The sequence below is a fragment of the Martinezella lusitana genome (assembly GCF_900094565.1).
GTDB classification, from domain to species: domain Bacteria; phylum Pseudomonadota; class Alphaproteobacteria; order Rhizobiales; family Rhizobiaceae; genus Rhizobium; species Rhizobium lusitanum.
Genome location: NZ_FMAF01000019.1, coordinates 40,406 through 64,446, shown reverse-complemented (window position 1 = coordinate 64,446; position 24,041 = coordinate 40,406). Strand labels below are relative to the sequence as shown.

Here is a 24,041-nt window from a genome sequence, read left to right as displayed (position 1 = left end):
ATCTTTCCCATTCCGCTGATGGCTTAGTATCTGGCCAAGGGAGCTGCGTAACATGAGTTTGGATCGGCTGATTACGCATCTCGATCGCATGCAGCAGGCCGGATCCGAAATAGGCCGGTTTCTTCAAGGCATTGGTCGAGACAGCTTTTTCACGAATGCTGAGAAGCAACGTGCCGTCGGTATGAATCTCGTGTTGCTCGGCGAAGCGGCAGCGCGCATTTCGGAGGAATATCCCGAATTTGTCGTTGACCATCCGAATCTGCCTTGGCATGCGCTAGGCGACCTCCGGAATCGAATTGCGCAGGGCTATTTCGATGTCGAGCTGACGGCCTTGTGGAATATGGCGCAAACATCCGTTCCGGAATTGCTCTCACAACTGGACTCCATTCGCCACTGGCGAGCGGAAGGCGAATAATCATAGAATGACACAGCATCTGGACATTCTTCCTCTGACGAAGGCGGCATTTGCGCCATTCGGCGACGTGATCGAGACCGATCCGGCGACCATGCGCTTCATCAACGGCGGTACGACGGAGCGTTTCCACGCGCTGTCCACCGCCGAAGCCATTGGTGACGGCGCTCGGGTAATCCTGAACCTGTTTCGCGGTCAGGCGCGTGCCTTTCCCTTTACAATCGAGATGATGGAGCGCCATCCTTTCGGCAGCCAATGTTTCGTGCCGCTCAACGGCCGGCCATTTCTTGTGGTCGTCGCGCGGGACGAAGACGGCAGGCCCGGCAAGCCGCAGGTCTTCATGGCGCGGGGTGATCAAGGTGTGAACTATCGGGTCAATACCTGGCATTATCCCCTGATGGCACTCGGCGAGCAGAGCGATTTTCTCGTGGCCGACCGTGACGGGCCGGGAAACAATCTGGTCGAATTCTTTTTCGACACCCCCTTCACCATCGGAGCGCCGACCCTATGACCGGACTGACGACCCATGTGCTCGATACAGCTCTCGGCAAGCCGGCCGAAGGCTTGATCATCGATCTTTTCAGGATCGAGGGGGATACCCGCACGCATCTGAAGACGGTGACCACCAATTCGGACGGGCGCGTGGACGGCGGACCTATCCTGATCGGCGATAGTTTCGTCGTCGGGACTTACGAACTACTTTTCCGGGCTGGGGACTATTTGCGGGCAACTGGGGCCAAGTTACCTGATCCGGCTTTCCTCGATCTCGTGCCGATCCGTTTCGGTATTGCCGATACGACTGCGCATTATCATGTGCCGCTGCTGATCTCGCCTTACGGCTATTCCACCTATCGCGGGAGCTGAGACTTGCGTTTTGCTGTTATTGCCGATGTCCACGGTAATCATCTGGCGCTGGAGGCGGTGCTCGAGGATATCCGCAGGCAAGGCATCGCCGAGATCGTCAATCTCGGCGATTGCTTCAGCGGGCCACTGACGGCGGGAAAGACGGCCGATATCCTGCTGGAGCTGGGCGCCGTGACGGTTTGCGGCAACCATGATCGGTATCTGATCGAACAGCAGCCGGAAACGATGCATGTTTCGGATCGGGCCGCTCATGCGGAGCTGGCTGAGCATCATCTCGATTGGCTGCGCAACCTGCCTTTCAGCATGGTCTACCGGAACGAAGCCTATCTCTGCCATGCCACCCCCGCCGATGATAACGTCTATTGGCTGGAATCCGTCTCGCCGGACGGTCACGTCTATCTGAAGCCGCTGAAGGAGATCGAAGCGCTGGCTGCCGGCATCGATTTTCCGTTGATCCTGTGCGGTCACAGCCACATTCCGCGAGCCGTCCGGCTTTTCGATGGGCGCCTGATCGTCAACCCCGGCAGCGTCGGCTGCCCGGCCTATGACGACGATCTGCCCAATTATCACAAGGTCGAGGCCGGCCATCCCTTTGCCTCCTACGCCATTCTGGAAAAGACGGGCGATACCTGGCTGCCGATCTTCCGGCAGATGGCCTATGATCACGGGGTGATGGCCCAACTCGCGGCGGAAAGAGGCCGCGAGGAATGGGCGGTCGGCTTGGCGACGGGCTGGTTGCGCTAGACCTCGGCGATAACAGTCCGATCCACCGTCTTGATATCGCGCTTGCCGCAAAGCGCCATGGATATATCCAGCTCCTTGCGGATGATCTCGAGCGCCAGCGAGACGCCTTCCTTGCCCATGGCGCCCAAGCCGTAGAGGAAGGGCCGGCCGATGAAGGTGCCCTTGGCGCCGAGGGCGACGGCTTTGAGCACGTCCTGACCCGAACGGATACCGCCTCCATATGCACTTCGATCCTGTCGCCGACGGCATCGACGATCCTCGGCAGCATGCTGATGGAAGAGGGGGCGCCGTCGAGCTGGCGACCGCCATGGTTGGAAACGATGATGGCGTCCGCTCCTGTATCCACGGCTGCCTTCGCATCCTCGACATCCAGAATGCCCTTGATGATCAGCGGGCCGCCCCATTGCTCCTTGATCCAGGCGACGTCGCTCCAGGAGAGCTTGGGATCGAACTGCGAATGCGTCCAATGTGACAGCGTCGTCATGTCGGAGATGTCCTTGGCATGACCGATGATATTGCCGAAGGAATGACGTTTCGTTTTCAGCATCTCCATGCACCAGGCCGGCCGCGTCGCCATCTGCCAGACGTTTTTCGCCGTGAATTTCGGGGGTGCGGAGAGGCCGTTGCGGATATCGTTGTGGCGCTGGCCGAGGATCTGCAAGTCGGCCGTCAGCACCAGCGCCGAGCATTTTGCCGCCTTGGCACGACCGATGAGGTTCAGGACGAAGTCGCGATCCTTCATGACGTAGAGCTGGAACCAGAAAGGCTGCTTCGTCACGGAGGCGATGTCTTCGATGGAGCAGATGCTCATCGTCGACAGCGTGAATGGAATGCCGAATTCCTCTGCCGCGCGCGCCGCCAGCATCTCGCCGTCGGCGTGCTGCATGCCGGTGAGGCCCGTCGGTGCCAGCGCTACCGGCATGGCGGCGTTCTGGCCGACCATGGTCGTTTCCAGCGAACGATCGGACATATCGACGAGAACGCGCTGGCGCAGCTTGATCTTGGCGAAGTCCGCCTCGTTGGCGTTATAGGTCGATTCCGTCCAAGAACCGGAATCGGCGTATTGGAAGAACATCTTCGGCACGCGCCGCTGTGCGAGCTTCTTCAGTTCGGCAATGGTAAGCGGCGCGGTCATAGCTCTCTGCCTTCTCGAGGATTGTGTTGCGGCGGGTTCGGAGTGCCTTATTGCAGGATTGACTTCATAGGCTTCCCGGCGACATAGGTTTCGGCGATAGCGCGGTCGTCGCCCATCGTCTGCAGCAGGAACAGTTCTTCGGCCAGGCTCTTTACCACTTCCATCTTCAGCGTCATGGCGGGCGTGGCGGCGGCGTTGAGGATGATGAGGTCTGCCTCCGTGCCGGTGTCCAGCGTGCCGATCTTGTCGACGAGGGAGAGGGCCTCGGCGTTGCCGCGGGTCATATAGTAATAGCTTTCCAGCGGGTTCAAGCGCTCGCCGAGGAGCTGCTGGATCTTGTAGGCTTCGTCCATGGTTCTGAGCATGGAATAGCTGGAGCCGCCGCCGATGTCGGTAGCGACGCCGATGCGGACGGGCTTTTCGCGGCGTGCCAGTGCCTTCAGCGGGAAGAGACCGGAGCCGAGGAAGAGGTTCGAGGTCGGGCAGTGCACGGCGACCGCGCCGGCCTCGCTCATGGCGTCCGCCTCGCGCTCGGAAAGATGGATCGCGTGGCCGAACAGGCTCTTTGGGCCGAGCAGCCCGTAGCGGGCATAGATATCGGTATAGTCGATCGCTTCCGGGTAGAGTTCACCCGTGAACTTGATCTCGTCGTGGTTCTCGGAAAGGTGCGTCTGGATGTGCAGGTCCGGGAATTCGCGGGCGAGGGCGGCCGTCGCCTCCATCTGTGCCGGTGTAGAGGTAATGGCGAAGCGCGGCGTGATGGCGACGTGGTTGCGGCCCTTGCCATGCCAGTCTGCAATCACTTCGCGGGTCTCGTCATAGCCCGTCTCCGGTGTGTCGAGCAGCCCTTGCGGCGCATGCCGATCCATCATGACCTTGCCACCGACCATGCGCATGTTGCGGCGCATGGCTTCGGAGAAGAAGGCGTCGGCTGAGGTCTTGTGCACGGAGCAATATGCAACGGCCGTGGTCGTGCCGTGGCGGATCAGTTCGTTATAGAAATGCGTGGCGATGCGCTCTGCGTGGGCGCTTTCGACGAAGCGGCATTCCTCGGGAAAGGTGTAGGTGTTCAGCCATTCGAGCAGGTTGGCGGCATAGGAGGCGATCACCTGCATCTGCGGGAAATGCAGGTGCATGTCGATGAGACCGGGCAGGATCAGGTGTGGCCGGTGATCGACCTCAGTCACGTCGCCCGGTGCCTGCGCCTTGATGGTAGCGTAAGGGCCGATCGCGGCGATGATGCCGTTTTCGATCAGGAGGCCGCCATCGCTTTCGTAAGTATAGCTGTCCGTGTCATCAAGGCCTTGCGGTGCGCGCTTGAAGGAAAGCAGGCGGCCGCGCAGAAGGGTGGTCATTGGCTTTTTTCTCCGACGGAGCTTTCGAACCAGGCGACCAGCAATTTGCGCTCCTCCGGCGTCACCTCGGTGACGTTGCCGGGAGGCATGGCATGGCTGCGGCCGGCCTGGATATAGATCTCCCGGGCATGCATAGCGATTTCCGCGTCATTTTCCAGCCTCACATCTTTCGGCGGCCGGACAACTCCCTCATAGACGGGCTCGGCCGCATGGCACATGGAACAACGCGTCGAGACCATCTGCTTGACGGCCGGAAAATGCGCGTCCGAGGCGAATTGCTGGAAGGCGGGCGCGACCGCATTGGCATCCTTTTCGCCGGTCAGCACCTTCGGAACGGTCGAAAGCCACATGATGACGATGAAGAGGACGAGCGTGACGATCCAGGTCCAGGTCGGGCGGCCCTTGCGGGCATGCGTCGTGTTGAACCAGTGGCGGATGGTGACGCCCATCAGGAACACCAGCGCCGCGATGATCCAGTTATAGGCCGTGCCGAAGGCCAGCGGATAGTGGTTCGACAGCATGAAGAAGATGACGGGCAGCGTCAGGTAGTTGTTGTGCAGCGAGCGCTGCTTGGCGATACGGCCGTATTTCGGGTCCGGTGTGCGGCCGGCGATCAAGTCGGCGACGACGATCTTCTGATTGGGGATGATGATCATGAAGACGTTGGCGGACATGATCGTCGCGGTAAACGCGCCGAGATGCAGGAAGGCGGCGCGGCCGGTGAAGAGGTGCGTATAGCCCCAGGCCATGAAGACGAGGACGGCATAGAGCACGATCATAAGGCCCCAGGTATTGTTGCCGAGCGGCGATTTGCAGAGCAGGTCGTAGACGACCCAGCCGCCGACAAGCGAGGCGAGCGAGATCAGGATGGCAACGGGGACGCTGACGTCAAGCACATGTCGGTCGATGAGAAAGAGATTGGCGCCGCCATAATAGACGATGCACATCATCAGGAAGCCGGAAAGCCAGGTAAAATAGCTCTCGTATTTGAACCAGGTCAGATGCTCCGGCATCTGTGCGGGAGCCACGAGATATTTCTGGATATGATAGAATCCGCCGCCATGCACCTGCCACTCCTCGCCATAGGCGCCGGGCGGAAGATGCGGGCGCTTCACCAGCCCGAGATCGAGCGCGATGAAATAGAAGGACGAGCCGATCCAGGCAATCGCGGTTATGACGTGGAACCAGCGGGCGGCAAAGGCCAGCCATTCCCACGCTATGGCGTATTCATACATTCAGTTCCCCTTTTTCTCTTTCGACTCGATACCTTGCAAAATGTTGGGGGCGGATGGAAGGGGAGAGTTTGACGCGTCGGTCAAAAGCCATGGCCTTGTCGAGCGTCCGGTTCGCATTAGATCAGAATATGGCGGTTTTTAACGCCCTCGGCTGCTTGGAGCGGGCCGTGTCCGCGGCAGCCGTCCATTTCGACGGAGAATTGCCCATGCGTGGTGTTCTGGCGTTCGTATTTTTTCTCTTTGCAGCTGCCGCCCTGGCGCATGATGCGCCTTCCGGCTGGAGGTACGATCCCTATTGCTGCAACGGCGACGGCGAGAGCGGTGATTGCGAGATGATCCCTTCGCGCACCGTCACCGTCATTCCGGGCGGCTATCGAGTGACGCTCAATCCCGGCGACCATCGTTATGTGACGCATGCACATATCTTCACGCTGCCGCAGCGCAAGACGATGCGCTCACCCGACGGCGCCTATCATCTCTGCCTGTTTCCGGACGAAAACACGCCGCGCTGTTTCTACGCGCCTGATATGGCTTATTGAGCTCTATTCGAGCGGCCGGCCGAATTCGGCGAGGAGCCAGTCCCTAAAGGCACGGATGCGCGGCGTATGACGCCTGTTTTCCGGGTAGGCGACCCAGTAGTCGGCGCCGTCGGTTGATAGGATATCGAAAGGCTGTATCAGCCGTCCGGAGGCAAGCTCCTCCGCGTAGAATTCCGGGGTCAGAATTGCGACGCCCTGGCCGGCCAGGGCAGCGCTTGCCTCGAAGGATTGCGCCCCCAGCCTGCTTCGCGGTCTGCCCTGAAGGCCGGGGTCGGGAACACCGGCCTCCTGGAACCATTGAACCCACCATGGATCGCCGGCATCGATGATGCGTAGCTTCAGCAGATCGGCAGGCTCGTGCACGCCTCCGATCGTCTCGGCCAGTGCCGGACTCAGCATTGGCGTGAAGGTCATCTTCATCAGCAGGTGCGCACGCAGGCCCGGCCATGTGCCCAATCCGGCACGGACGGCGATATCGGACGGCTCACGGGCGAAATCGATGATCGAGCCTGAGGTGGACAGTCGAACGGCAATTTTGGGATGTTTGAGCTGAAACGAGCCGAGATGCCGAGCGAGCCATTGCGATGCGAAGGTTGGTGTCGAATGGATGAGGAGCGTGGTTTCGGCGTCGCCGCTGATCGAAGCCATGGCGTCCTGCAGCATGGCAAAGGCCTCGGCTACCTTCGGCGCCAGCTGCTCTCCGGTCTCGGTCAGTACGATCTGCCTCGGGCGGCGCAGGAACAGCGGCTCGCCGACGGTCTCTTCCAATAGCTTGATCTGGTAGCTGACGGCCGTCTGCGTCATGCCGAGTTCATCGCCGGCACGGGTGAAGCTGCCGAGCCTTGCGGCCGCTTCGAAGACGCGGAGTGCATTCAGCGGGAAGCGTTTCGACAGCTTCATGGATAAGTTCTCTTTATGTATGCAGATGATAGTTCGATTGGAATTCCAGCATTTTTCGCGTCACTGTGCAATTCACATCATTGATTGAATTGAGGTGTCGTCATGGATTGCTATGCTGTGGAACAGATGGAGGTAGCTAGACCAACGGGCTTGGCGCGCGTTCTGGAATCTTTGGCGCAGATGTTCGCCAGACATGCCGAGCCGTCGCCGCGCCTGGATCTCGAAGAGATACCGGACCGGCTGAAGCGCGATCTGGGTTTCCTTGACGGACGCGAGCCGCGTTACGAGGACAATCGGCTACGATAGGCCGCAAAGCCGTCAGAAGTTCAGCGGCAAATATCCGGAGCAGGAGCGAAGGATAGAATGGAGTTTGCTGCGAAGAAGGGAGAACAGGCGGCCGCCCAAAGCATCACATCCCCTTCAGCCGTTCTACCGCCATCAGCACCCGCTCTGGCGTTGCCGGCGCGTCGAGACGCGGGCAGACGCGATAGTCGGCGACGCTGGCGACGGCCATGGATAGTGCTTCGAGCACCGAAATACTGAGCATGAATGGCGGTTCGCCGACGGCTTTCGAGCGGCCGATGGTAGCCTCGGTATTCTCGGACCATTCGGCAAGACGGACGTTGAAGATCTTCGGCCGATCGGAGGCGAGCGGGATCTTGTAGGTGGAGGGCGCATGGGTGCGCAGCTGGCCCTTGGCATCCCACCAGAGTTCTTCGGTGGTCAGCCAGCCCATGCCCTGCACGAAGGCGCCTTCGACCTGGCCGATATCGATCGCCGGATTGAGGGAGCGGCCGACGTCGTGGAGGATGTCGGTTCGGTCGATCAGGTATTCGCCTGTCAGCGTATCGACCGACACTTCCGAGCAGGCGGCGCCATAGGAGAAATAATAGAACGGCGTGCCGCGGCCGGCCTTGCGGTCCCAATGGATTTTCGGCGTCTTGTAGAAGCCGGCGGCGGAAAGCTGCACGCGGGCGAAGTACGCCTGCTTGACGAAATCCGGGAAGGGGATTTCCACATCGCCGACGCGCACGTGGTTCGGCAGGAATTGCACTTCCCCGGCACCGACGCCCCATTTTTCGACGGCGAAGGCGACGAGCCGTTCCTTGATCTGACGAGCGGCGTCATAGGCGGCCATGCCGTTCAGGTCCGAGCCGGAGGACGCGGCGGTTGCGGAGGTGTTCGGGACCTTGCCTGTCGTGGTAGCGGTGATCTTTACCCTGTCGATATCGACCTGGAAGCTGTCTGCCAAGACCTGCGCCACCTTGGTATAGAGACCTTGGCCCATCTCGGTGCCGCCATGGTTCAGGTGGATGGAGCCATCCTGATAGATATGCACCAGCGCGCCTGCCTGGTTGAAGGCAGTCATGGTGAAGGAGATGCCGAATTTCACCGGCGTCAGCGCGATCCCCTTGCGGATGAAGCGGCTGGAGCGGTTGAACTCGATAATGGCGTTGCGCCGCGCCTGATAATCGGCCGTCTCTTCCAGCTCGTCGACGATGCGGTTGATGATGTTGTCGGTGACTTCCTGATGATAGGGCGTGAGCGTCCGGCCGGATCCCGGCTGGCCGTAGAAGTTCGCGCGGCGGATCTCCAGCGGATCCTTGCCAAGCGCATAGGCGATCTCTTCAATGAAGCGCTCCCCGCCAACCATGCCCTGCGGGCCGCCGAAGCCGCGGAAGGCGGTGTTGGAAACGGTATGCGTCTTCAGCGGTTTCGAGACCAGATGCACATGCGGATAGAAATAGCTCGAATCCGCATGGAACAGCGCGCGGTCGGTGACCGGCCCGGAGAGGTCGGAGGAAAAGCCGCAGCGGGCGGCATAGGTGGCATCGACGGCGTGGATGCGACCGTCATCGTCGAAGCCGATCTCGTAGTCCAGCAGGAAGTCGTGTCGCTTGCCCGTGGCAGCCATGTCCTCGTCCCGGTCCGGACGGAACTTGACGGCGCGGCCGAGCTTCTTGGCGGCGAGGGCGGCGAGCGCTGCAAACTGGTTGCCCTGGGTTTCCTTGCCGCCGAAGCCGCCGCCCATGCGGCGCACGTTGACCGTGACGGCATTGGACGGGATGTTCAGAACATGGCCGACGATGTGCTGGATTTCGCTCGGATGCTGGGTGGACGACCAGACGGCGACTTCATCGTCCTCGCCGGGGATTGCCATGGCGATATGGCTTTCGAGATAGAAATGCTCCTGGCCGCCGATGCGCATCTGCGCCTTGATGCGATGCTTGGCATTGGCCATCTCGGTTTCCGGTTCGCCGCGCTTCAGCGTCATCGGCTCGTAAACGAGCGGCGAGCCATTGGCGAGCGCCCCGTCGATATCGCTCCAATGCGGCAGGTCGCGGTAGTCGATCTTGGCGAGGCGAGCGGCGCGACGGGCCGCATCGCGCGTTTCCGCAATGACGGCGAAGATCGGCTGGCCGTGGAACTCGACCTTGGTTTCGGCGAGCAGCGGCTCGTCGTGCATGCCGTTGGAGCTGGTGTCGTTGACGCCGGGAACATCGGCGCCGGTGAACACCCAGACGACGCCCGGATAGGCTCTGACGGCGGAAAGATCGATGGCGGCAATCTCGGCGTGCGCACGGTCGGAGAGGCCGAGCGCGCCGTGCAGCAGGCCCGCGGGTTCGGGAATATCGTCGATGTAATCGGCGGTTCCGGTCACATGCTTATGGGCTGAATCATGCTTCATCGAGTCATGCATCGAGCCGTTGATAACGACCTTGCGTTCTTCGAAAGTGGACTTATCCATTGTTCAAGCCTCCGCCGTTTCCCTTCTCCCCAGCGGGGAGGAGGGCGAAGAGGTATCTGCTGCGATCCGATAGCGTCATCGGCGCGGAGCGTGTGAAATGCGGCTGAATGGATGCAAAACATTTCATCATGCCAGCACCTCGAAACGCTTCAGCTCCTGCGATGCACCCGATGTTTCCAGATAGAAGCGGATGAGCAGGTTCTTGGCGGTCAATTGTCGGTATTCGGCGGTGGCGCGCCAGTCGGTCAGCGGCTTGTAATCGGCGTCGAAGGCGGCTCGGACGGCTGTGACGGTCGCTTCCATCCAGGGCTTGCCGATCAACTCGGCCTCGACGGTGCGGGCGCGCTTCGGCGTGCCGGCCATGCCGCCGAAGGCGATGCGGATATCGGCGACCTTGTCGGCATCATCGAGCGTCAGGTGGAAGGCGCCCAGCACGGCTGTAATGTCCTCGTCACGACGCTTGGTGATCTTGTAGACGGCAAAATGCGCTGAAGCAGCCGGGTACGGCACGAAGACGCTTTCGACGAATTCGCCGGGGTTGCGATCCTGCTTGCCGTAGTCGATGAAGAAATCCTCCAGCGGCAGGCTGCGGGTGCCGGCCACCGAGCGCAGCTTGACGGTGGCGCCAAGGGCGATCAGCGGCGGCGGTGAATCGCCGATCGGCGAACCGTTGGCGATGTTGCCGCCTATCGTGCCCATGTTGCGCACCTGCTCGCCGCCGATGCGGTTGATGAGGCCTGCAAGCGCGGGGATTTTTTCGGCAATGGCGGTAAAGGCGCGGCTGTAGGTGACGCCGGCGCCGATGGTCAGGCCCGTATCTTCAACGGTGATCTTCTGCAGGTCGCTCAAATGATTGATGAAAACGACAGGGTTGAGGCTGCGCATCTGCTTGGTCACCCAGAGGCCGACATCGGTCGATCCGGCGACGACGGTCGCCTTCGGTTCGTCGGCAAGCACCTGTGCCAGGGCAGCAACGGAACCCGGCACGATGAGGCGATCCTCGCCCTCGGCTATGGTGATGGTGTCGGCGCTCTGCATGGCCCAGAGGCGGGCGATGATGTCGGCCCTGGTCTTTTCCAGGGGATCGAAGAGGGCGCTCGGTCGCTTCTCGCTGACCTGCTCGGCCGCCTTGACGATCGGTTCGTAACCGGTGCAGCGACAGAGATTGCCTTGCAGGGACTTTTCGATCTGCGCCCGGCCCGGTTTTTCCGTCGTCAGCCAGAGGCCGTAGAGCGACATGACGAAGCCCGGCGTGCAGAAGCCGCATTGGGAGCCGTGGCAATCGACCATGGCTTGCTGCACCGGATGAAGGGTGCCGTTCTGGGCCGCCAGATGCTCGACCGTGACGACGTGGGTCGCATGCAGCGAGCCGACGAAGCGGATGCAGGCATTGACGGATTCGTAGTGAAGCCCGCCATCGATCAGGCGGCCGACCAGCACGGTACAAGCGCCGCAATCACCTTCCGCGCATCCTTCCTTCGTTCCCGTCAGGCGCCGCTTGAGGCGCAGGAAATCAAGCAGCGTCTCGGTGGGGCGCAGATTTGAGAGCGAGATATCCTCGCCGTTGAGGATAAAGCGGATGCTGTCGTTCATGTCGTTCCCGAATTATCTTTCGTTGGCAGGGGCCGGATGCGCAGGCGCCAAACCGGCCCTAACCGTCTATCGTTATTCCGCGGTCCAGCCACCGTCAATCGAGACGTGTGTTCCAGTGACCTGGCGCGCCTCGTCGCTGGCGAGATAGATCGACAAGGCAGCAATCTCTTCGGCTTTGACGAATTCATGCGTCGGCTGCGCCTTGAGGATGACCTCGTTCTTGACCTGCTCCTCGGTCATCCCGCGTGCCTTGGCTGTGTCGGGGATCTGCGCCTCGACGAGCGGGGTCAGGACATAGCCGGGGCAGATGGCATTCACGGTCACGCCAAACTCGGCAAGCTCAAGTGCCGCCGTCTTCGTCAACCCCATTATACCATGTTTTGCCGCGACATAGGCCGATTTGAAGGGCGAGGCGACGAGGGCGTGGGCGGACGCGATATTGATGATGCGGCCGTATTTCCTGGCCTTCATCAACGGGATCGCCGTGCGGATCGTGTGGAAGGAGCTCGACAGGTTGATGGCGATGATCTGGTCCCACTTCTCGATCGGGAAATCCTCGATCTTCTCGACATGCTGGATGCCGGCATTGTTGACGAGAACATCGACGCTGCCGAAGGTCGAATTGGCTGTGGCGATCAAGTCGGCGATCTCGGCGGGCTTGGTCATGTCGGCCGGATGGTAGATCACTTTGCCGCCGCCGGACGCCTCAAGCTTGTTTTTGATCGCGTCGATTTCCTCAGGCTTTCCAAAGCCGTTGATGACGACATTCTCACCCTTGGCGGCAAAGGCGGTCGCGATGGCGAGGCCGATACCGCTCGTGGAACCGGTGACGACAACTGTTCTAGCCATGATCTTCTCCTTGGACAGCGCAGCTTCTTGCTGCAACGCAAAAGCGGTTTGAGCCTAGTCCCAAACCTGCGGATATGGCAATCGCATCGTCGCAAGACTCTTTTACGTCCCCGAGGACCACGATGCCGTGAACGGAAGAGCGTATTTTTCGATAAAAAATTTCGTTTTGCTTTCTTTTCACATTCGTTTTGCTCGCGTATCTGTTGGTTTGGGACGCAACAGGCGGGAGGAATGCATGAGCGGCTATATCTTGGCGATCGACCAGGGAACGACGTCGACGCGGGCTATCGTTTTCGACGGCAAGATGAAGGTTGCGGGCGTCGGACAGAAGGAATTCACCCAGCATTATCCGAAGCCGGGCTGGGTCGAGCACGATCCCGAAGAGATCTGGTCATCCGTCCTCTTCACCGTCCGCAAGGCGATCGAGGCCGCCGGCATCACGGCCAAGGACATCGCCGCGCTCGGTATCACCAATCAGCGCGAGACCGTTGTGGTCTGGGATCGCGAGACGGGCAAGCCGATCCACAATGCGATCGTCTGGCAGGACCGCCGCACCGCGAGCTATTGCGAGAAGCTGAAGCGCCAGGATCTTGAAAAGCTCTTCACCCGCCACACCGGCCTGCTGCTCGATCCCTATTTTTCCGGCACCAAACTGTCTTGGCTGCTCACCAATGTGAAGGGCGCCCGTGCGCGCGCCGGCAAGGGCGACCTGTGTTTCGGCACGATCGATACCTTCCTGATCTGGCGGCTGACGGGCGGTAAGAGCTTTGTCACCGATGCGACAAATGCCTCGCGGACGCTGATGTACAATATCGGCAGCAACGAATGGGACAGGCAATTGCTCGACATCCTGCGCGTCCCGGCTGCGATGCTGCCTGACGTGAAGGATTGCGCCGCCGATTTCGGCATCACCGATCCGTCGCTTTTCGGCGCGGCGATCCCGATCCTCGGCGTTGCCGGCGACCAGCAGGCGGCGACGATAGGACAGGCCTGCTTCGAGCGCGGCATGATGAAATCCACCTATGGTACCGGATGCTTCGCGCTGCTCAACACCGGCGCGGATATGGTTCGTTCCAGGAACCGGCTGCTGACGACCATCGCTTACCGGCTGAACGGCGAAACGACCTATGCGCTGGAAGGCTCGATCTTCATTGCGGGTGCTGCCGTGCAGTGGCTGCGCGACGGGCTGAAGACGATCCAGCGCGCTTCGGATTCCGGCGAGTTGGCGGCCAAGGCCGATCCGATGCAGGAGGTCTATCTCGTGCCGGCCTTCACCGGCCTCGGCGCGCCCTATTGGGATCCGGATGCCCGCGGCGCCATTTTCGGGCTGACGCGCAATACCGGGCCTGAGGAAATCGTCCGGGCGGCGCTGGAGGCTGTCTGCTACCAGTCGCGCGACCTGCTGGATGCCATGCACAAGGATTGGCGCAACGGCAGCGGCCAGGACACGGTACTGCGCGTCGACGGTGGCATGGTCGCTTCCGATTGGACGATGCAGCGGCTCGCCGATCTGCTCAACGCGCGCGTCGACCGTCCCACCATTCTGGAAACCACGGCACTCGGTGCTGCGTGGCTCGCGGGCAGCCGCGCCGGCGTGTGGCCGGACCGTGCCGGCTTCGCCAAGGCTTGGGCGCGCGACCGGCGATTCGAGCCTGACATGGACGACAGGACGCGAAATGCCAAACTGAAGGGATGGAAAAACGCGGTAGCGCGTACCTTGAGCACGCGGTAGGGCCATCTTAGCCGGCTATGCCTCACCGCAGGTTATGCCGTGTAAGATTTCTTTATTTTGCTTATATAAGGGAGAGCAGCGATACTTGCGGCGTGGGTGCTTCGAGTCACCCTTCGCGGAATAGATCCTTCATCGGACCAACGCCTTCTGGGAGACGACAAGGCGCGCAATGGCTGCTCAATTTACGGAACTGAAGAAGCATATCTACAGACAGATCAAGTATCATCTGTCCCGGCCAAAGCCGCCCGTCCTGCCGGAACCGTTTCGGGGGCCTGTTCTTGTGGTCGGATCCGCGCCGGTGTCAAATAAGCCTGCGGATTTCGACGAGACCTTCCGGGTGATCACCATCAATGGCTCGCAGGTGGTGACGAAGGCCTGGGGGATCGAGACCCCCGACGTCACCCTCGTCCAGTTCAACCAGATCGAGGGAACGAACACCAACGCCGTCGAGGTGCGCCGCGTTCTGAACGGGGAGCGCACGAAAATGCTTTACGTCCTGCTGTGGCGGAAGGAGCTCCAGCGGTTGGAAGAGGGGCTGAAGGCGTTCAACTACCGTTACGACAGGCTTGAGATCGTCGATCGCTACAAGCGCATGGCGCTTCTGGACCGGGTCGGCGGCGTGAAATGCAGCGAGCTGGGCGCCGACGACAAATGTTCGAATGGCATCAATGCCGTGCTCTTCGCGCTCTATAACGGTGCGACCGAAGTGATCATCACCGGGATCAATCCCGATTCCGGCGGACATGTCTACAATCAGGAAAATCTCGCTCGGCTGCATGTCCGCAAGGATCGCGAAATTCTCGAGCGGCTGCTGGAGCGTGGTTATCCCATCTTCACGGCTGATCCGGCCGTGTCGCAATCCGTCGGCCTGCCGCTATGGAAGGGCAGGGCGCAAGCTGCAAAGATGTCCGAAGCTGACGTGAAGGCCAGGCGGCCGGCATCGAAAAAGGCAGCGACCCTGAACCCGTTGTTGGGTTGACGGGCTGGCCGTTCGTCGGAGGCTGACGAATGTCAACGTTTCATGCCAAGATCGTGGCATGGAATCATTGGATCACGCAAATTTCAATCAGATGCTGATGCCCCCACCACTCAGGCCGGGCGATAGAATACGTTTTGTCTCTCCCGCCAGTCCGCCCGATAGAGGCATGGTTTTGAGACATGCTGAAATGCTGAAAGACTGGGGTCTCACCGTCGATTTCGGCGAGCATGCTTTTTGTAAGCGGGACTATCTTGCCGGAACCGATGAAGAGCGGCTGGCGGATTTCAATGCCGCGCTTCGTGATCCCGATATTCGGGCGATCTTTACCACACGCGGTGGCAAGGGATCCTATCGGATCGCTGATCAATTGGATTTTGCGGCCGCCAGGCGCGATCCGAAGTTTGTTGTCGGCTTCAGCGATATCACCGCATTGCACCTCAGTTTCTTGAAGCATTGTCATCAGATCGGCATTCACGGAGCGTTTTTTGCCGGACCGAACGAAGACACCGTCAGTGCGGAAACGAACCATTCGTTGCGCCGGGTGCTGATGACAACCCAGGACATCGTCATCAACTCGCGCCTGGAAGAGCCGACATCCCATCTTACGACGAGTGGAACGGTTAGCGGGCGATTGATCGGCGGGAATCTCGATATGGTCGCTACGACGGCCGGCTGGGCATTGCCGGATCTGCGCGGCGCCATCCTGCTTCTTGAAGCGGTCAACGTGTATCGCGGGCATGTTGACCGGCAGTTGACGATGCTGCGCAAGGCGGGCCATTTGAATGGCCTGTCGGGGGTCGCCATCGGTCAGTTCACCGGTTTCGAGTTCGACCGCAATTTCTCGATCATCGATATCCTGCGCGAACATCTTGATATGCTTGGTGTGCCGGTCCTCGGTGGCCTGCCGCTCGGGCATGGGAATAGCCCGGTGAGCGCATTGATCGGTGCCGTTGCGGAGCTTGACGCAAAAGCGGGTACTTTGACGATCAAGCGCAGCGATACCTAGCTTCTTCCCGCGATAATTTTTTGACGTCACCTGTCGGCACGGGTGATACTTCTTCGTCTTTAATGGAGAGGAAGGTCCCTATGCTCTACGCAATCCTATGCTACAACGACGAAGATACCGTATTCGCCTGGTCCAAGGAGCAGGAGGACGCGACGATGGCGCGGCTGATTGCCGTGCAGACACCGCTCGCCGAGGCGGGCAAGCTTGGCCCCGTAGCGCGTTTGATGCCGACGACAGCGGCAACGACGCTGCGCAAGGGCAAGAACGAGCCGATCGTCATCGATGGCCCCTTCGCCGAGACGAAAGAGCAATTGCTGGGCTTCTATGTCATCGACTTCGAAACGCTCGACGAAGCGATTGAATTCTCGAAACAATTGGCCGAAGCTAATCCGGGTGCAGGCTCCTACGAGATCCGCCCGCTTTACGTGTTCAGGCCGGGGACGGTTGCGACATGACGGATATTGGCTGGATCGACATCGCGCTCACCAATGCGCGGCCGCAGGCGCTGGGTGCACTGCTGCGCTATTTCCGCAATCTCGATATTGCCGAGGAGGCCTTTCAGGAGGCCTGCCTCAGGGCCTTGAAGACATGGCCCGACAAGGGGCCGCCGCGCGACCCCGTTGCCTGGTTGATTTTCGTCGGCCGCAACAGCGGTATCGATACGGTGCGCAAGCAGGCGAGACTGCAGAGCCTGCCGGACGAGGAGACGATTTCGGATACTGGCGACGCCGAGAGCGATCTTGCCGAACGGCTCGATGGCTCGGGTTACCGTGACGACATTCTCCGGCTGCTGTTCATCTGCTGCCATCCGGACCTGCCGGCGACCCAGCAGATCGCCCTGGCCTTGCGCATCGTCTCAGGTCTTTCGGTGCCGCAGATCGCCCGGGCCTTTCTAGTCAGCGAAAGCGCGATGGAGCAGCGCATTACCCGCGCCAAGGCGCGGGTTGCGGCCGCCGGCGTCCCGTTCGAAACGCCTGATGCCGTCGAGCGGAGCGAACGGCTGGCTCTCGTCTGCGCCATGATCTATCTGATCTACAACGAAGGTTACTCCGCCGGCGGAACGCATCGCGAGGCTGCCGCCTTCGCGGACGAGGCGATCCGGCTCGGCCGGCTGTTGCTTCGCATCTTTCCCGGCGAGCCGGAAACCATGGCGCTGTTGGCGCTGATGCTGCTGCAGCAATCGCGAAAGGCGGCGCGCTTCGATGCGGACGGACAGATCATTCTGCTGGAGGAGCAGGACCGTTCGCTCTGGGACCGGACATCGATCGATGAGGCGCTAGCTCTGCTCGACAAGGCGATCCGTCATCGCCGCCGCGGACCTTACCAGGTACAGGCGGCAATCGCCGCCCTGCACTCCCGAGCGAAACGCGCTGCAGACACGGACTGGGCGGAGATCGACCTGCTCTACCAGGTGCTGGAGAAGCTGACGCCATCTCCGGTGGTGACGCTCAACCGTGCGGTTGCCGTCTCCAAGCTGAAGGGGGCCGAGGAGGCGCTGGCGCTGATTATGCCGCTGGAAGGGCAGCTCGACAGCTATTTCTATTTTCATGGGCTGAGAGGCGGTCTGCTGGCGCAGCTCGCCCGTCCACAGGAGGCGCGGGTCGCCTTCGACAGGGCGATTGCGCTCGCCCGCTCGCCGGCCGAGGCGGCTCATATTCGCCATCAGCTCGACTGCCTGGGCGCGGGCGCCTCGGCTGCCGCAAAATAATCGAAAATTTGCTTTCCGGCGTCGGCAAGAGGCCACCGTCAACGTCCTTGGCGCATAGGCCGATCGGCCGTTTCAAGCTGGAGAAAGGAACTGGAGCTTGACCGAGCAGACCCAACGCCACGAGCTTTCGCTGACCCGCATCATCGACGCGCCGCGCGAGAAGATCTTCCGTTGCTGGACCGAGGCCGAACTTCTGAAGCAATGGTTCGCGCCGCTACCCTGGACCACATGTGCTGCTGCCCTCGATGTTCGCGCAGGCGGCTCGAGCTCCATCACCATGCGCAGCCCAGAGGGTGAGGATTATCCGAATAGCGGCATCTATCTGGAGGTCGTTCCCAACGAACGTCTCGTTTTCACCGATGCCTTCACCAGCGCCTGGGTGCCGTCGGCAAAACCCTTCATGGTGGGGACGATCCAGCTCGACGATCTCGGCGGCGGCAAGACCCGCTATACGGCGACGGTCCTGCATTGGTCGGCCGAGGATCGCGACGCACATGAGAAGATGGGCTTTCATGCGGGATGGGGCCAGTGCGCAGACCAGCTTGCGGCACTGGCGATAAAGATCTGAATTTCTGATTCAATTCCGGGGGATATGACGATGTCTTATGCAGCAGATTCACTTTCGCCCGCGGTAACGCGAGCCCAGCGCGCGGCTGGCGTCACCCTTAGCGGGTTGATCGTTGCCTTTCTTGTGTTCGATAGCGTGATCAAGCTCATTCCGCTTCCTGTGGTCACGGAGACGATGGCTGGACTGGGCTATTCCGCCGATCCGGCGCTTGCGCGGCTGCTTGGTGTCATCACGCTTGGCTGCGCCATTCTTTATGCCATCCCAAGGACCTTGGTCCTAGGGGCGATTCTCCTTACCGGCCTTCTCGGCGGGGCGATCGCGACGCATCTGCGGGTCGGCAGCCCGGTATTCTCGCACCTGCTGTTCGGTGTCTATCTCGGCGTAATGGCCTGGGGCGCACTTTACCTGCGAAATGAAGCCGTTCGGAAAATGATTCCGTTCTTTCACCGAAGCTTTTGATTTCGGATTCGATTTGCTAAGGCTCGCTCCCTCGAACAAGGGTGGAGCGAGCCATGCCGCAAGTGATCATCGCACCGGTCAAGCAATCGGATGCAGACGAGCTGATCGCAGCCAATATCGCCAGCCGCGCCCATCATGCGCCCTGGGCCTATCCCTTTCTGGATCGCGACGGTTTCGATGCCTGGTTCGGCCAGACGGTCACCGGGCCGAACATAGGGCTGGTTGCACGCGACGCCGGCTCGGGCGGCATCGTCGGCGTCATCAATATCAGCCAGATGGTTTGGGGCGGCTTCCGCAGCGCCTTTCTCGGCTATCATGGCATGGTGGGTTTCGCCGGCCAGGGCTTCATGACGGAGGCATTGCGGCTGGCCGTGGCGTATGCCTTCGATACTGTCGGCCTGCATCGACTGGAAGCCAATATCCAGCCTGCGAACTATCCCTCGATCGCTCTTGTGAAGAGGCTCGGCTTTCGCAAGGAAGGCTTCTCCCCCAAATATCTGAAGATCGGTGGCGTCTGGTGCGATCACGAGCGCTGGGCATTGCTCGCCGACGATCCGCGTCTTTAAGCAGAACGATAAGGGCTTCGGCAGAGGATTCAAATGATATGGGGATGTCGTTGAATCCGGATTCAAATTTGCTTGCGGCATTAAGTCTTGGAGAGCGAAAATCGCGCCGGCGCGAGAAAGGCATTGACTGAACGGGGCGAAGAGGCGAAAGCGACGACTTGCACCTCTCGCCAAGCCGTTGCCGCAAGCGCGATATCGCCGGAAGCCGTGGATGATCATTTCGAACGACGACGAACTGACCAAGCTGAAAGAAATTGGCCGCATCTGCGCCAACGCGTTGCAGGCCATGGCGGCCGCGCTGGAACCCGGCATCACGACGCTGGAGCTCGACGCCATCGGTCGCAAGGTGCTCGAAGATGCCGGCGCGCAGTCCGCACCGGAACTGGTTTACAAATTTCCCGGTGCGACCTGCATCAGCATCAATGAGGAGGTCGCGCACGGCATTCCCGGCCCGCGTGTGATCCGGGCGGGTGATCTGGTCAATCTCGATGTTTCGGCCGAGAAGGACGGGTTCTTTTCCGATACCGGCGCGTCCTTCGCCGTGCCGCCGGTGAAGCCGAAGATCGAGCGCCTGTGCCGGGACGGCAAGCGGGCGCTTTGGGTCGGCCTCAACCAGGTGCGCAGCGGCGCACCGCTATCGAGGATCGGCCATGCCGTCGGCGCCTTCGCGCAAAAGAACCGCTACACGCTGGTGGCCAATCTCGCCAGCCACGGCATCGGGCGCTCGCTGCACGAGGAGCCCGCCGAGGTTTCGACCTGGGCAGACCCCGACGAGACGCGGATCATGGAGGACGGCCTGGTTTTCACCGTCGAGCCGTTCCTGTCGCTCGGCGCCACCTGGGCGGAGGGCGGCGACGATGCGTGGACGCTTTATGCCGATCCACAGGCGCCCACGGTTCAGTTCGAACATACGATCGTCGCCACCCGCAACGGACCGGTCATCCTGACATTGCCGGATAATTGAGCGCCTGCGCCCAAAGCGCGTCGTGATCTTTCAGATCAGCTCGCTGCGCTTTAGGCCCTTGGCTTTTCGCAGGTCGTTATCGCAAGCCGCCGCACAGTTTTGCGCGACATGCTTTAGTCATCGGACTTCGTTTCGCCGCGGATGATATCGGCGGCGGCCCGCTCGAGGATTGCCGCTATGCGCGCACCCTCGGCCTTGTTCCACGGAAATTTCGACCGCAGCGCAGAGCGCAGAAGATGGCGGGCGCGATGGACGTCGCCGGCACTGTCACGGTCGAACGGGCTGTCGCGCCCTTCGTCGTCTTCGCCGCCGAAAACCTGCCGGACACGCGCCATTTTTTCGCCGATTGCTGAAAGCTTGGCGAAAGTGGCTTCCACCAGATCACGATTATCATCGACGCGTTTCTGGCCGCTTTCGGTGATGCGGTAGAGTTTCTTCGTGCCGCTGGCTTCGACTTCGGCCTGGCCGGTTTCTTCGAGATAGGTCAGGGCAGGGTAGATGACGCCCGGGCTCGGCACATAGAAGCCGCCGGAGCGTTCCTCGAAAGTCTTGATCAATTCATAGCCGTGGCGCGGCTGTTCGGACAGCAGGGCAAGGATGATGAGCTGCAGATCGGCCGCGTCGAACTTCCGCCCGGTGCGGAACCCGCCGCCGAACATGCCGCCCTTAAAGCCTCTCATGAAGTCTCTCCTGTGCTCGCCGTGTGATTCACGGCCTCGACCATGTCGTAGGATATAAGCCTCGACCATGTCAAAACCATCGCCGCACATGCGGTCTCTAAAACCTCTCATATCGTTTCTCCTTGTGACGTGTGAAGGTTTGTATCGTTAGTCATGTCGTACGATATATATCGTAAGATAATGCGATACAAGATGCCCGATGATTTTTTCGTTGAGCCGGCGGCGGAGAAGGAGAGGGCGGTATGCCTGCTAGAGGGAAAATCTCAGCTGAACAGTCGCATCACGATCATGGGATAAGCGATTACATCTATGTAAGAATGCGGGCTTGCAGGTTGCCGCTCTTGGCGAACTGTCCTAGGTTCGCCATCAACAAACGCCACGACGGTTCGAAAATCCTATTAAGAAAGCTGCGCTTCTCGTGTTTCTGTCATTCTTCCCCAAGCCTAAACCCTTTTTCATTTCGGCCGCTGTCTGGTCCCTTGTGGCTATATTTCTTTGGTATTTCGGCGGAGAGAAGGCCGGTGCCTATATCGGCCTGTCACCGCTGGCGGACGGACAGGATGCGCCGGTGGGCGTTTCGGTGTTTTGGACCGCGCCGTTCATCTGGTTTTACATATACTACGTTGCGGCTGTCGGCTTGTTCGCGCTCTTCTGGTTCCGTTACAGCCCACACCCGTGGCAATATTGGTCAGTGCTCGGCACAGCTCTCATCATCTTCAATACTTATTTTTCGGTACAGGTCAGCGTCGCAGTCAACGCGTGGTACGGGCCATTCTACAATCTCGTTCAGAAAGCGCTGACGACCGTCGGCTCGGTGCCTGGCTCCGAGTTCTACATGAACATGCTCGTTTTTGCGGGCATCGCTTTCGTGGCCATTACCGTCGGCGTGTTCAATCTGTTCTTCGTCAGCCATTGGGTGTTTCGCTGGCGCACGGCAATGAATGACTACTATATGGCCAACTGGCAGAAGCTGCGGCATGTCGAAGGGGCCTCACAGCGTGTGCAAGAAGACACGATGCGGTTCTCCCAGACCGTTGAATCCCTGGGCGTGAGCTTCATCGGCTCCATTATGACGCTGATTGCCTTCCTGCCCGTGCTCTTCCGTCTTGGCGCTAACATTACGGAGCTGCCACTTATCGGCAACATTCCGCATGCGCTCGTCTGGGCTGCGATCTTCTGGTCGATTTTCGGAACCGTTTTCCTGGCGGCGGTCGGCATCAAGCTACCTGGCCTTCAGTTCATTAATCAGCGTGTGGAAGCGTCCTACCGCAAGGAGCTCGTTTATGGTGAAGACCATGGCGACCGCGCTTCGCCGCCGACGGTAGCAGAACTCTTTGCTAATGTACGCCGCAACTATTTCCGCATTTACTTCCACTACACCTACTTCAACGTCGCGCGTATTTTTTACTCGCAGGCGGACAATATCTTCAGCTTCGTCGTGCTCGTTCCGTCAATCGTTGCCGGCAAGTTGACGCTCGGCCTTTTGACGCAGATTACCAATGTCTTCGATCAGGTGCGTGGATCATTTCAGTACCTTGTCAGCTCATGGACGACGATCATCGAGCTTCTGTCGATCTATAAGCGTTTGCGAGCTTTCGAAGCAGCGATCGACGACGAGCCCTTACCGTCAATCGACCAGCGCTATCTGGAGCGCGAGCCGGGCGTCATTCACGCCGATGGCTGACGAAATAAGGCCACCGAAACGGGGCCTTTTTCAATGATGCCAATGGCAGGGACGCCGCAGTCCGTCGGGCTTGTGTGGTTACGAAGAGACCTTCGTTAGCCGTACGACCGGCCTCTCTAGCTCAGGGCGTTCGTCGCTGCAATCGACCCACTGGGTCGATTGCTCGGGCTTTACCCGAGCGCTCCTCACCCCTGCTGAGGCTTGCCTCGGGCCGCGATCAGCGGGATCGCTTCGGAATAGCTGACGCAGGCGACATCCTGCTTGTGGCAGACATCGCTGACGAAACGGTCGAGCGCGCGCCAATAGGCGCCGTCATTCATCTCGACGAAATGGAAGCCGAGCTGCAGCGGAATGCGCTCGCCATCATATTGCTTGTTGAAGGCCGCTTCGAAGGCATCGAAGGTGCGGTCTTCATAGGTCTTCGCATTGGCCTTGTCCTCGGCGCCCTTGGAATGGCGGACGTAGAGATTGTAATCCATGCCGATGACCAGGCGATGCTCGGGGCCTTCCGGGATCAGCGGCAGCCCGAAGCGATAGAGACCGTCGACCACCTGCGGCAGGGCCGGACCCTTGGTGACGAGGCTGGCATCATACTGAAAGCCCATTTCCTTTTCCGCCGGCACCAGGCCGTCGCTGGTGGAGAGATAGGGCGCGCGAAATCCCTTGACGTCGTGCGTGGCGAAATCTTCCCAGCCCTGCGGCTCCTTGTCGGCGACGCCGACATTCTTCCAGGCATCACGAAGAGCGACACGGGCATTCATGAACTCCTGCTTCCAGTCGGCAGCGCTCCATCCCTTGCCATCGAAATGGCCGCAGGCATGGCTGGAAATATCGTGGCCTTCCAGATGGGCTCCCCAGATGTTGGCGATGCGCGTGCGCACATCGTCCTCGCTCTTGGCAAAGCCGACATTCGACTTGCCGGGCCGCTGCATCGGTCCCTGATAGGCCTTGGCCTGCGCCTTGTTCATCAAAAAGGTGCAGGACAGGAAATAGGTGAAATGCGCGCCGTTGCGCGAAGCGATTTCGCGGCTCTTGGTCCAGAGCGCAACGTCATGGGCGCCATCGAAGGAAATCATGACGAGTTGCTTGGGCTTTCCATCGGCCTGGGCAGCGGCGGGCAGGGCAAGGGAAAGCGCAAGAGAGAGGCAGGAAATTGAGCGTAACATGGGCACCGACATTGCTTGATCGAGCATGGCTTGCCAAAGATCATCTGGCGATTTTAGACGGCATGCTCCGGGGTCGGTTCCTTCCTTTCGCGCAAATGCGGCGAAGCTGCGGTGACGCTGGCATTTTTTTGCAGCAGCCGATAAGGATGTGCCT

Annotated in this window: 24 protein-coding genes and 1 pseudogene; 16 read left to right on the top strand and 9 right to left on the bottom strand. The window is 60.3% G+C overall.

Annotation, left to right across the window (positions count from 1 at the left end; genetic code table 11):
* Positions 1-88 precede the first annotated feature (88 nt).
* From GA0061101_RS27155 to GA0061101_RS27140, 4 genes are read left to right on the top strand one after another with little or no spacing between them, the layout of a single operon-like run.
* Complete coding sequence (locus tag GA0061101_RS27155; protein ID WP_245297581.1) at positions 89-415, top strand: HepT-like ribonuclease domain-containing protein; 327 nt, start codon at positions 89-91, stop codon at positions 413-415.
* Between the two features lie 7 nt (positions 416-422).
* Positions 423-923 (top strand): ureidoglycolate lyase, encoded by a 501-nt coding sequence (locus GA0061101_RS27150; protein WP_092575822.1) that lies wholly within the window; start codon positions 423-425, stop codon positions 921-923.
* Positions 920-1,276 carry a hydroxyisourate hydrolase gene (gene uraH, locus GA0061101_RS27145; protein ID WP_092575819.1) on the top strand — a complete coding sequence of 119 codons (357 nt, stop codon included), beginning with the start codon at positions 920-922 and terminating at the stop codon, positions 1,274-1,276. Before GA0061101_RS27150 ends, uraH begins: the two co-directional genes overlap by 4 nt.
* 3 nt (positions 1,277-1,279) lie before the next feature.
* Positions 1,280-2,020: a metallophosphoesterase family protein gene (locus GA0061101_RS27140; protein WP_092575816.1), complete on the top strand. Its 741-nt coding sequence runs from the start codon at positions 1,280-1,282 to the stop codon at positions 2,018-2,020.
* Here the strand turns inward: GA0061101_RS27140 and GA0061101_RS27135 are convergent.
* From GA0061101_RS27135 to puuD, 3 genes and pseudogenes are all read right to left on the bottom strand, one after another.
* Positions 2,017-3,155 (bottom strand): annotated as a pseudogene (locus tag GA0061101_RS27135) (alpha-hydroxy acid oxidase). The gene GA0061101_RS27140 and the pseudogene GA0061101_RS27135 overlap by 4 nt on opposite strands.
* A 47-nt stretch (positions 3,156-3,202) precedes the next feature.
* Positions 3,203-4,510: a guanine deaminase gene (gene guaD, locus GA0061101_RS27130; RefSeq protein ID WP_092575813.1), complete on the bottom strand. Its 1,308-nt coding sequence runs from the start codon at positions 4,508-4,510 to the stop codon at positions 3,203-3,205.
* Positions 4,507-5,745, bottom strand: a complete 1,239-nt coding sequence (gene puuD, locus GA0061101_RS27125) for a urate hydroxylase PuuD (RefSeq protein WP_092575810.1) — start codon at positions 5,743-5,745, stop codon at positions 4,507-4,509. Before puuD ends, guaD begins: the two co-directional genes overlap by 4 nt.
* A 206-nt stretch (positions 5,746-5,951) precedes the next feature.
* On the opposite strand from puuD, the gene GA0061101_RS27120 reads away from it, so the two are divergent.
* Positions 5,952-6,284, top strand: a complete 333-nt coding sequence (locus tag GA0061101_RS27120) for a hypothetical protein (protein WP_047562946.1) — start codon at positions 5,952-5,954, stop codon at positions 6,282-6,284.
* Between the two features lie 3 nt (positions 6,285-6,287).
* On the opposite strand, the gene GA0061101_RS27115 is transcribed toward GA0061101_RS27120, so the two are convergent.
* Positions 6,288-7,184, bottom strand: coding sequence for a LysR substrate-binding domain-containing protein (locus GA0061101_RS27115; protein ID WP_080760683.1), 897 nt, complete (start codon positions 7,182-7,184; stop codon positions 6,288-6,290).
* 102 nt (positions 7,185-7,286) lie between these two features.
* On the opposite strand from GA0061101_RS27115, the gene GA0061101_RS27110 reads away from it, so the two are divergent.
* The gene (locus tag GA0061101_RS27110; RefSeq protein ID WP_047638688.1) at positions 7,287-7,490 is read left to right on the top strand and encodes a hypothetical protein; all 204 of its coding nucleotides are present in this window, start codon (positions 7,287-7,289) and stop codon (positions 7,488-7,490) included.
* Between the two features lie 103 nt (positions 7,491-7,593).
* On the opposite strand, the gene xdhB is transcribed toward GA0061101_RS27110, so the two are convergent.
* The 3 genes from xdhB to GA0061101_RS27095 all read right to left on the bottom strand — a co-directional run bounded on the left by xdhB (position 7,594) and on the right by GA0061101_RS27095 (position 12,375).
* Positions 7,594-9,933: a xanthine dehydrogenase molybdopterin binding subunit gene (gene xdhB / locus GA0061101_RS27105; protein WP_092575807.1), complete on the bottom strand. Its 2,340-nt coding sequence runs from the start codon at positions 9,931-9,933 to the stop codon at positions 7,594-7,596.
* Between the two features lie 126 nt (positions 9,934-10,059).
* A complete protein-coding gene (gene xdhA, locus GA0061101_RS27100) occupies positions 10,060-11,526 on the bottom strand; it encodes a xanthine dehydrogenase small subunit (RefSeq protein WP_047638686.1) in 1,467 nt (488 codons plus the stop codon).
* Positions 11,527-11,598: 72 nt separating this feature from the next.
* Positions 11,599-12,375, bottom strand: coding sequence for a 3-hydroxybutyrate dehydrogenase (locus GA0061101_RS27095; protein WP_037194889.1), 777 nt, complete (start codon positions 12,373-12,375; stop codon positions 11,599-11,601).
* A 235-nt stretch (positions 12,376-12,610) separates the two neighbouring features.
* On the opposite strand from GA0061101_RS27095, the gene glpK reads away from it, so the two are divergent.
* The 9 genes from glpK to map all read left to right on the top strand — a co-directional run bounded on the left by glpK (position 12,611) and on the right by map (position 20,357).
* Positions 12,611-14,107: a glycerol kinase GlpK gene (gene glpK, locus GA0061101_RS27090; RefSeq protein ID WP_092575804.1), complete on the top strand. Its 1,497-nt coding sequence runs from the start codon at positions 12,611-12,613 to the stop codon at positions 14,105-14,107.
* 169 nt (positions 14,108-14,276) lie between these two features.
* Complete coding sequence (locus tag GA0061101_RS27085; protein ID WP_047562583.1) at positions 14,277-15,086, top strand: hypothetical protein; 810 nt, start codon at positions 14,277-14,279, stop codon at positions 15,084-15,086.
* Positions 15,087-15,144: 58 nt separating this feature from the next.
* A complete protein-coding gene (locus GA0061101_RS27080) occupies positions 15,145-16,092 on the top strand; it encodes a S66 peptidase family protein (RefSeq protein WP_280951444.1) in 948 nt (315 codons plus the stop codon).
* Between the two features lie 80 nt (positions 16,093-16,172).
* Complete coding sequence (locus GA0061101_RS27075) at positions 16,173-16,547, top strand: YciI family protein (RefSeq protein ID WP_037194880.1); 375 nt, start codon at positions 16,173-16,175, stop codon at positions 16,545-16,547.
* Positions 16,544-17,800 carry an RNA polymerase sigma factor gene (locus GA0061101_RS27070; protein ID WP_047562586.1) on the top strand — a complete coding sequence of 419 codons (1,257 nt, stop codon included), beginning with the start codon at positions 16,544-16,546 and terminating at the stop codon, positions 17,798-17,800. Before GA0061101_RS27075 ends, GA0061101_RS27070 begins: the two co-directional genes overlap by 4 nt.
* 97 nt (positions 17,801-17,897) lie before the next feature.
* The gene (locus GA0061101_RS27065) at positions 17,898-18,368 is read left to right on the top strand and encodes an SRPBCC family protein (RefSeq protein WP_092575802.1); all 471 of its coding nucleotides are present in this window, start codon (positions 17,898-17,900) and stop codon (positions 18,366-18,368) included.
* Positions 18,369-18,398: 30 nt separating this feature from the next.
* Complete coding sequence (locus GA0061101_RS27060; RefSeq protein ID WP_092575799.1) at positions 18,399-18,827, top strand: DoxX family protein; 429 nt, start codon at positions 18,399-18,401, stop codon at positions 18,825-18,827.
* 53 nt (positions 18,828-18,880) lie between these two features.
* Complete coding sequence (locus GA0061101_RS27055) at positions 18,881-19,393, top strand: GNAT family N-acetyltransferase (protein WP_037194864.1); 513 nt, start codon at positions 18,881-18,883, stop codon at positions 19,391-19,393.
* A 211-nt stretch (positions 19,394-19,604) separates the two neighbouring features.
* Positions 19,605-20,357 carry a type I methionyl aminopeptidase gene (gene map / locus GA0061101_RS27050; protein WP_047562592.1) on the top strand — a complete coding sequence of 251 codons (753 nt, stop codon included), beginning with the start codon at positions 19,605-19,607 and terminating at the stop codon, positions 20,355-20,357.
* Between the two features lie 113 nt (positions 20,358-20,470).
* Here map and GA0061101_RS27045 read toward each other — a convergent pair whose 3' ends face one another.
* Complete coding sequence (locus GA0061101_RS27045; RefSeq protein ID WP_047638682.1) at positions 20,471-21,037, bottom strand: PadR family transcriptional regulator; 567 nt, start codon at positions 21,035-21,037, stop codon at positions 20,471-20,473.
* Between the two features lie 418 nt (positions 21,038-21,455).
* On the opposite strand from GA0061101_RS27045, the gene sbmA reads away from it, so the two are divergent.
* A complete protein-coding gene (gene sbmA / locus GA0061101_RS27040) occupies positions 21,456-22,721 on the top strand; it encodes a peptide antibiotic transporter SbmA (protein ID WP_092575796.1) in 1,266 nt (421 codons plus the stop codon).
* A gap of 185 nt (positions 22,722-22,906) precedes the next feature.
* On the opposite strand, the gene GA0061101_RS27035 is transcribed toward sbmA, so the two are convergent.
* Positions 22,907-23,887 (bottom strand): polysaccharide deacetylase family protein, encoded by a 981-nt coding sequence (locus GA0061101_RS27035; RefSeq protein WP_037195405.1) that lies wholly within the window; start codon positions 23,885-23,887, stop codon positions 22,907-22,909.
* Positions 23,888-24,041: the final 154 nt, after the last annotated feature.

Bases quoted from the DNA above. Each gene is read 5' to 3' on its own strand.
- uraH (WP_092575819.1), top strand. From the start codon at position 920: ATGACCGGACTGACGACCCATGTGCTCGATACAGCTCTCGGCAAGCCG.
- xdhA (WP_047638686.1), bottom strand. From the start codon at position 11,526: ATGAACGACAGCATCCGCTTTATCCTCAACGGCGAGGATATCTCGCTC.
- GA0061101_RS27070 (WP_047562586.1), top strand. From the start codon at position 16,544: ATGACGGATATTGGCTGGATCGACATCGCGCTCACCAATGCGCGGCCG.
- GA0061101_RS27045 (WP_047638682.1), bottom strand. From the start codon at position 21,037: ATGAGAGGCTTTAAGGGCGGCATGTTCGGCGGCGGGTTCCGCACCGGG.
- GA0061101_RS27110 (WP_047638688.1), top strand. From the start codon at position 7,287: ATGGATTGCTATGCTGTGGAACAGATGGAGGTAGCTAGACCAACGGGC.
- puuD (WP_092575810.1), bottom strand. From the start codon at position 5,745: ATGTATGAATACGCCATAGCGTGGGAATGGCTGGCCTTTGCCGCCCGC.
- GA0061101_RS27080 (WP_280951444.1), top strand. From the start codon at position 15,145: ATGGAATCATTGGATCACGCAAATTTCAATCAGATGCTGATGCCCCCA.
- GA0061101_RS27055 (WP_037194864.1), top strand. From the start codon at position 18,881: ATGCCGCAAGTGATCATCGCACCGGTCAAGCAATCGGATGCAGACGAG.
- GA0061101_RS27120 (WP_047562946.1), top strand. From the start codon at position 5,952: ATGCGTGGTGTTCTGGCGTTCGTATTTTTTCTCTTTGCAGCTGCCGCC.
- GA0061101_RS27115 (WP_080760683.1), bottom strand. From the start codon at position 7,184: ATGAAGCTGTCGAAACGCTTCCCGCTGAATGCACTCCGCGTCTTCGAA.
- GA0061101_RS27085 (WP_047562583.1), top strand. From the start codon at position 14,277: ATGGCTGCTCAATTTACGGAACTGAAGAAGCATATCTACAGACAGATC.
- GA0061101_RS27095 (WP_037194889.1), bottom strand. From the start codon at position 12,375: ATGGCTAGAACAGTTGTCGTCACCGGTTCCACGAGCGGTATCGGCCTC.
- map (WP_047562592.1), top strand. From the start codon at position 19,605: ATGATCATTTCGAACGACGACGAACTGACCAAGCTGAAAGAAATTGGC.
- xdhB (WP_092575807.1), bottom strand. From the start codon at position 9,933: ATGGATAAGTCCACTTTCGAAGAACGCAAGGTCGTTATCAACGGCTCG.
- GA0061101_RS27060 (WP_092575799.1), top strand. From the start codon at position 18,399: ATGTCTTATGCAGCAGATTCACTTTCGCCCGCGGTAACGCGAGCCCAG.
- GA0061101_RS27075 (WP_037194880.1), top strand. From the start codon at position 16,173: ATGCTCTACGCAATCCTATGCTACAACGACGAAGATACCGTATTCGCC.
- GA0061101_RS27150 (WP_092575822.1), top strand. From the start codon at position 423: ATGACACAGCATCTGGACATTCTTCCTCTGACGAAGGCGGCATTTGCG.
- guaD (WP_092575813.1), bottom strand. From the start codon at position 4,510: ATGACCACCCTTCTGCGCGGCCGCCTGCTTTCCTTCAAGCGCGCACCG.
- glpK (WP_092575804.1), top strand. From the start codon at position 12,611: ATGAGCGGCTATATCTTGGCGATCGACCAGGGAACGACGTCGACGCGG.
- GA0061101_RS27035 (WP_037195405.1), bottom strand. From the start codon at position 23,887: ATGTTACGCTCAATTTCCTGCCTCTCTCTTGCGCTTTCCCTTGCCCTG.
- GA0061101_RS27155 (WP_245297581.1), top strand. From the start codon at position 89: ATGCAGCAGGCCGGATCCGAAATAGGCCGGTTTCTTCAAGGCATTGGT.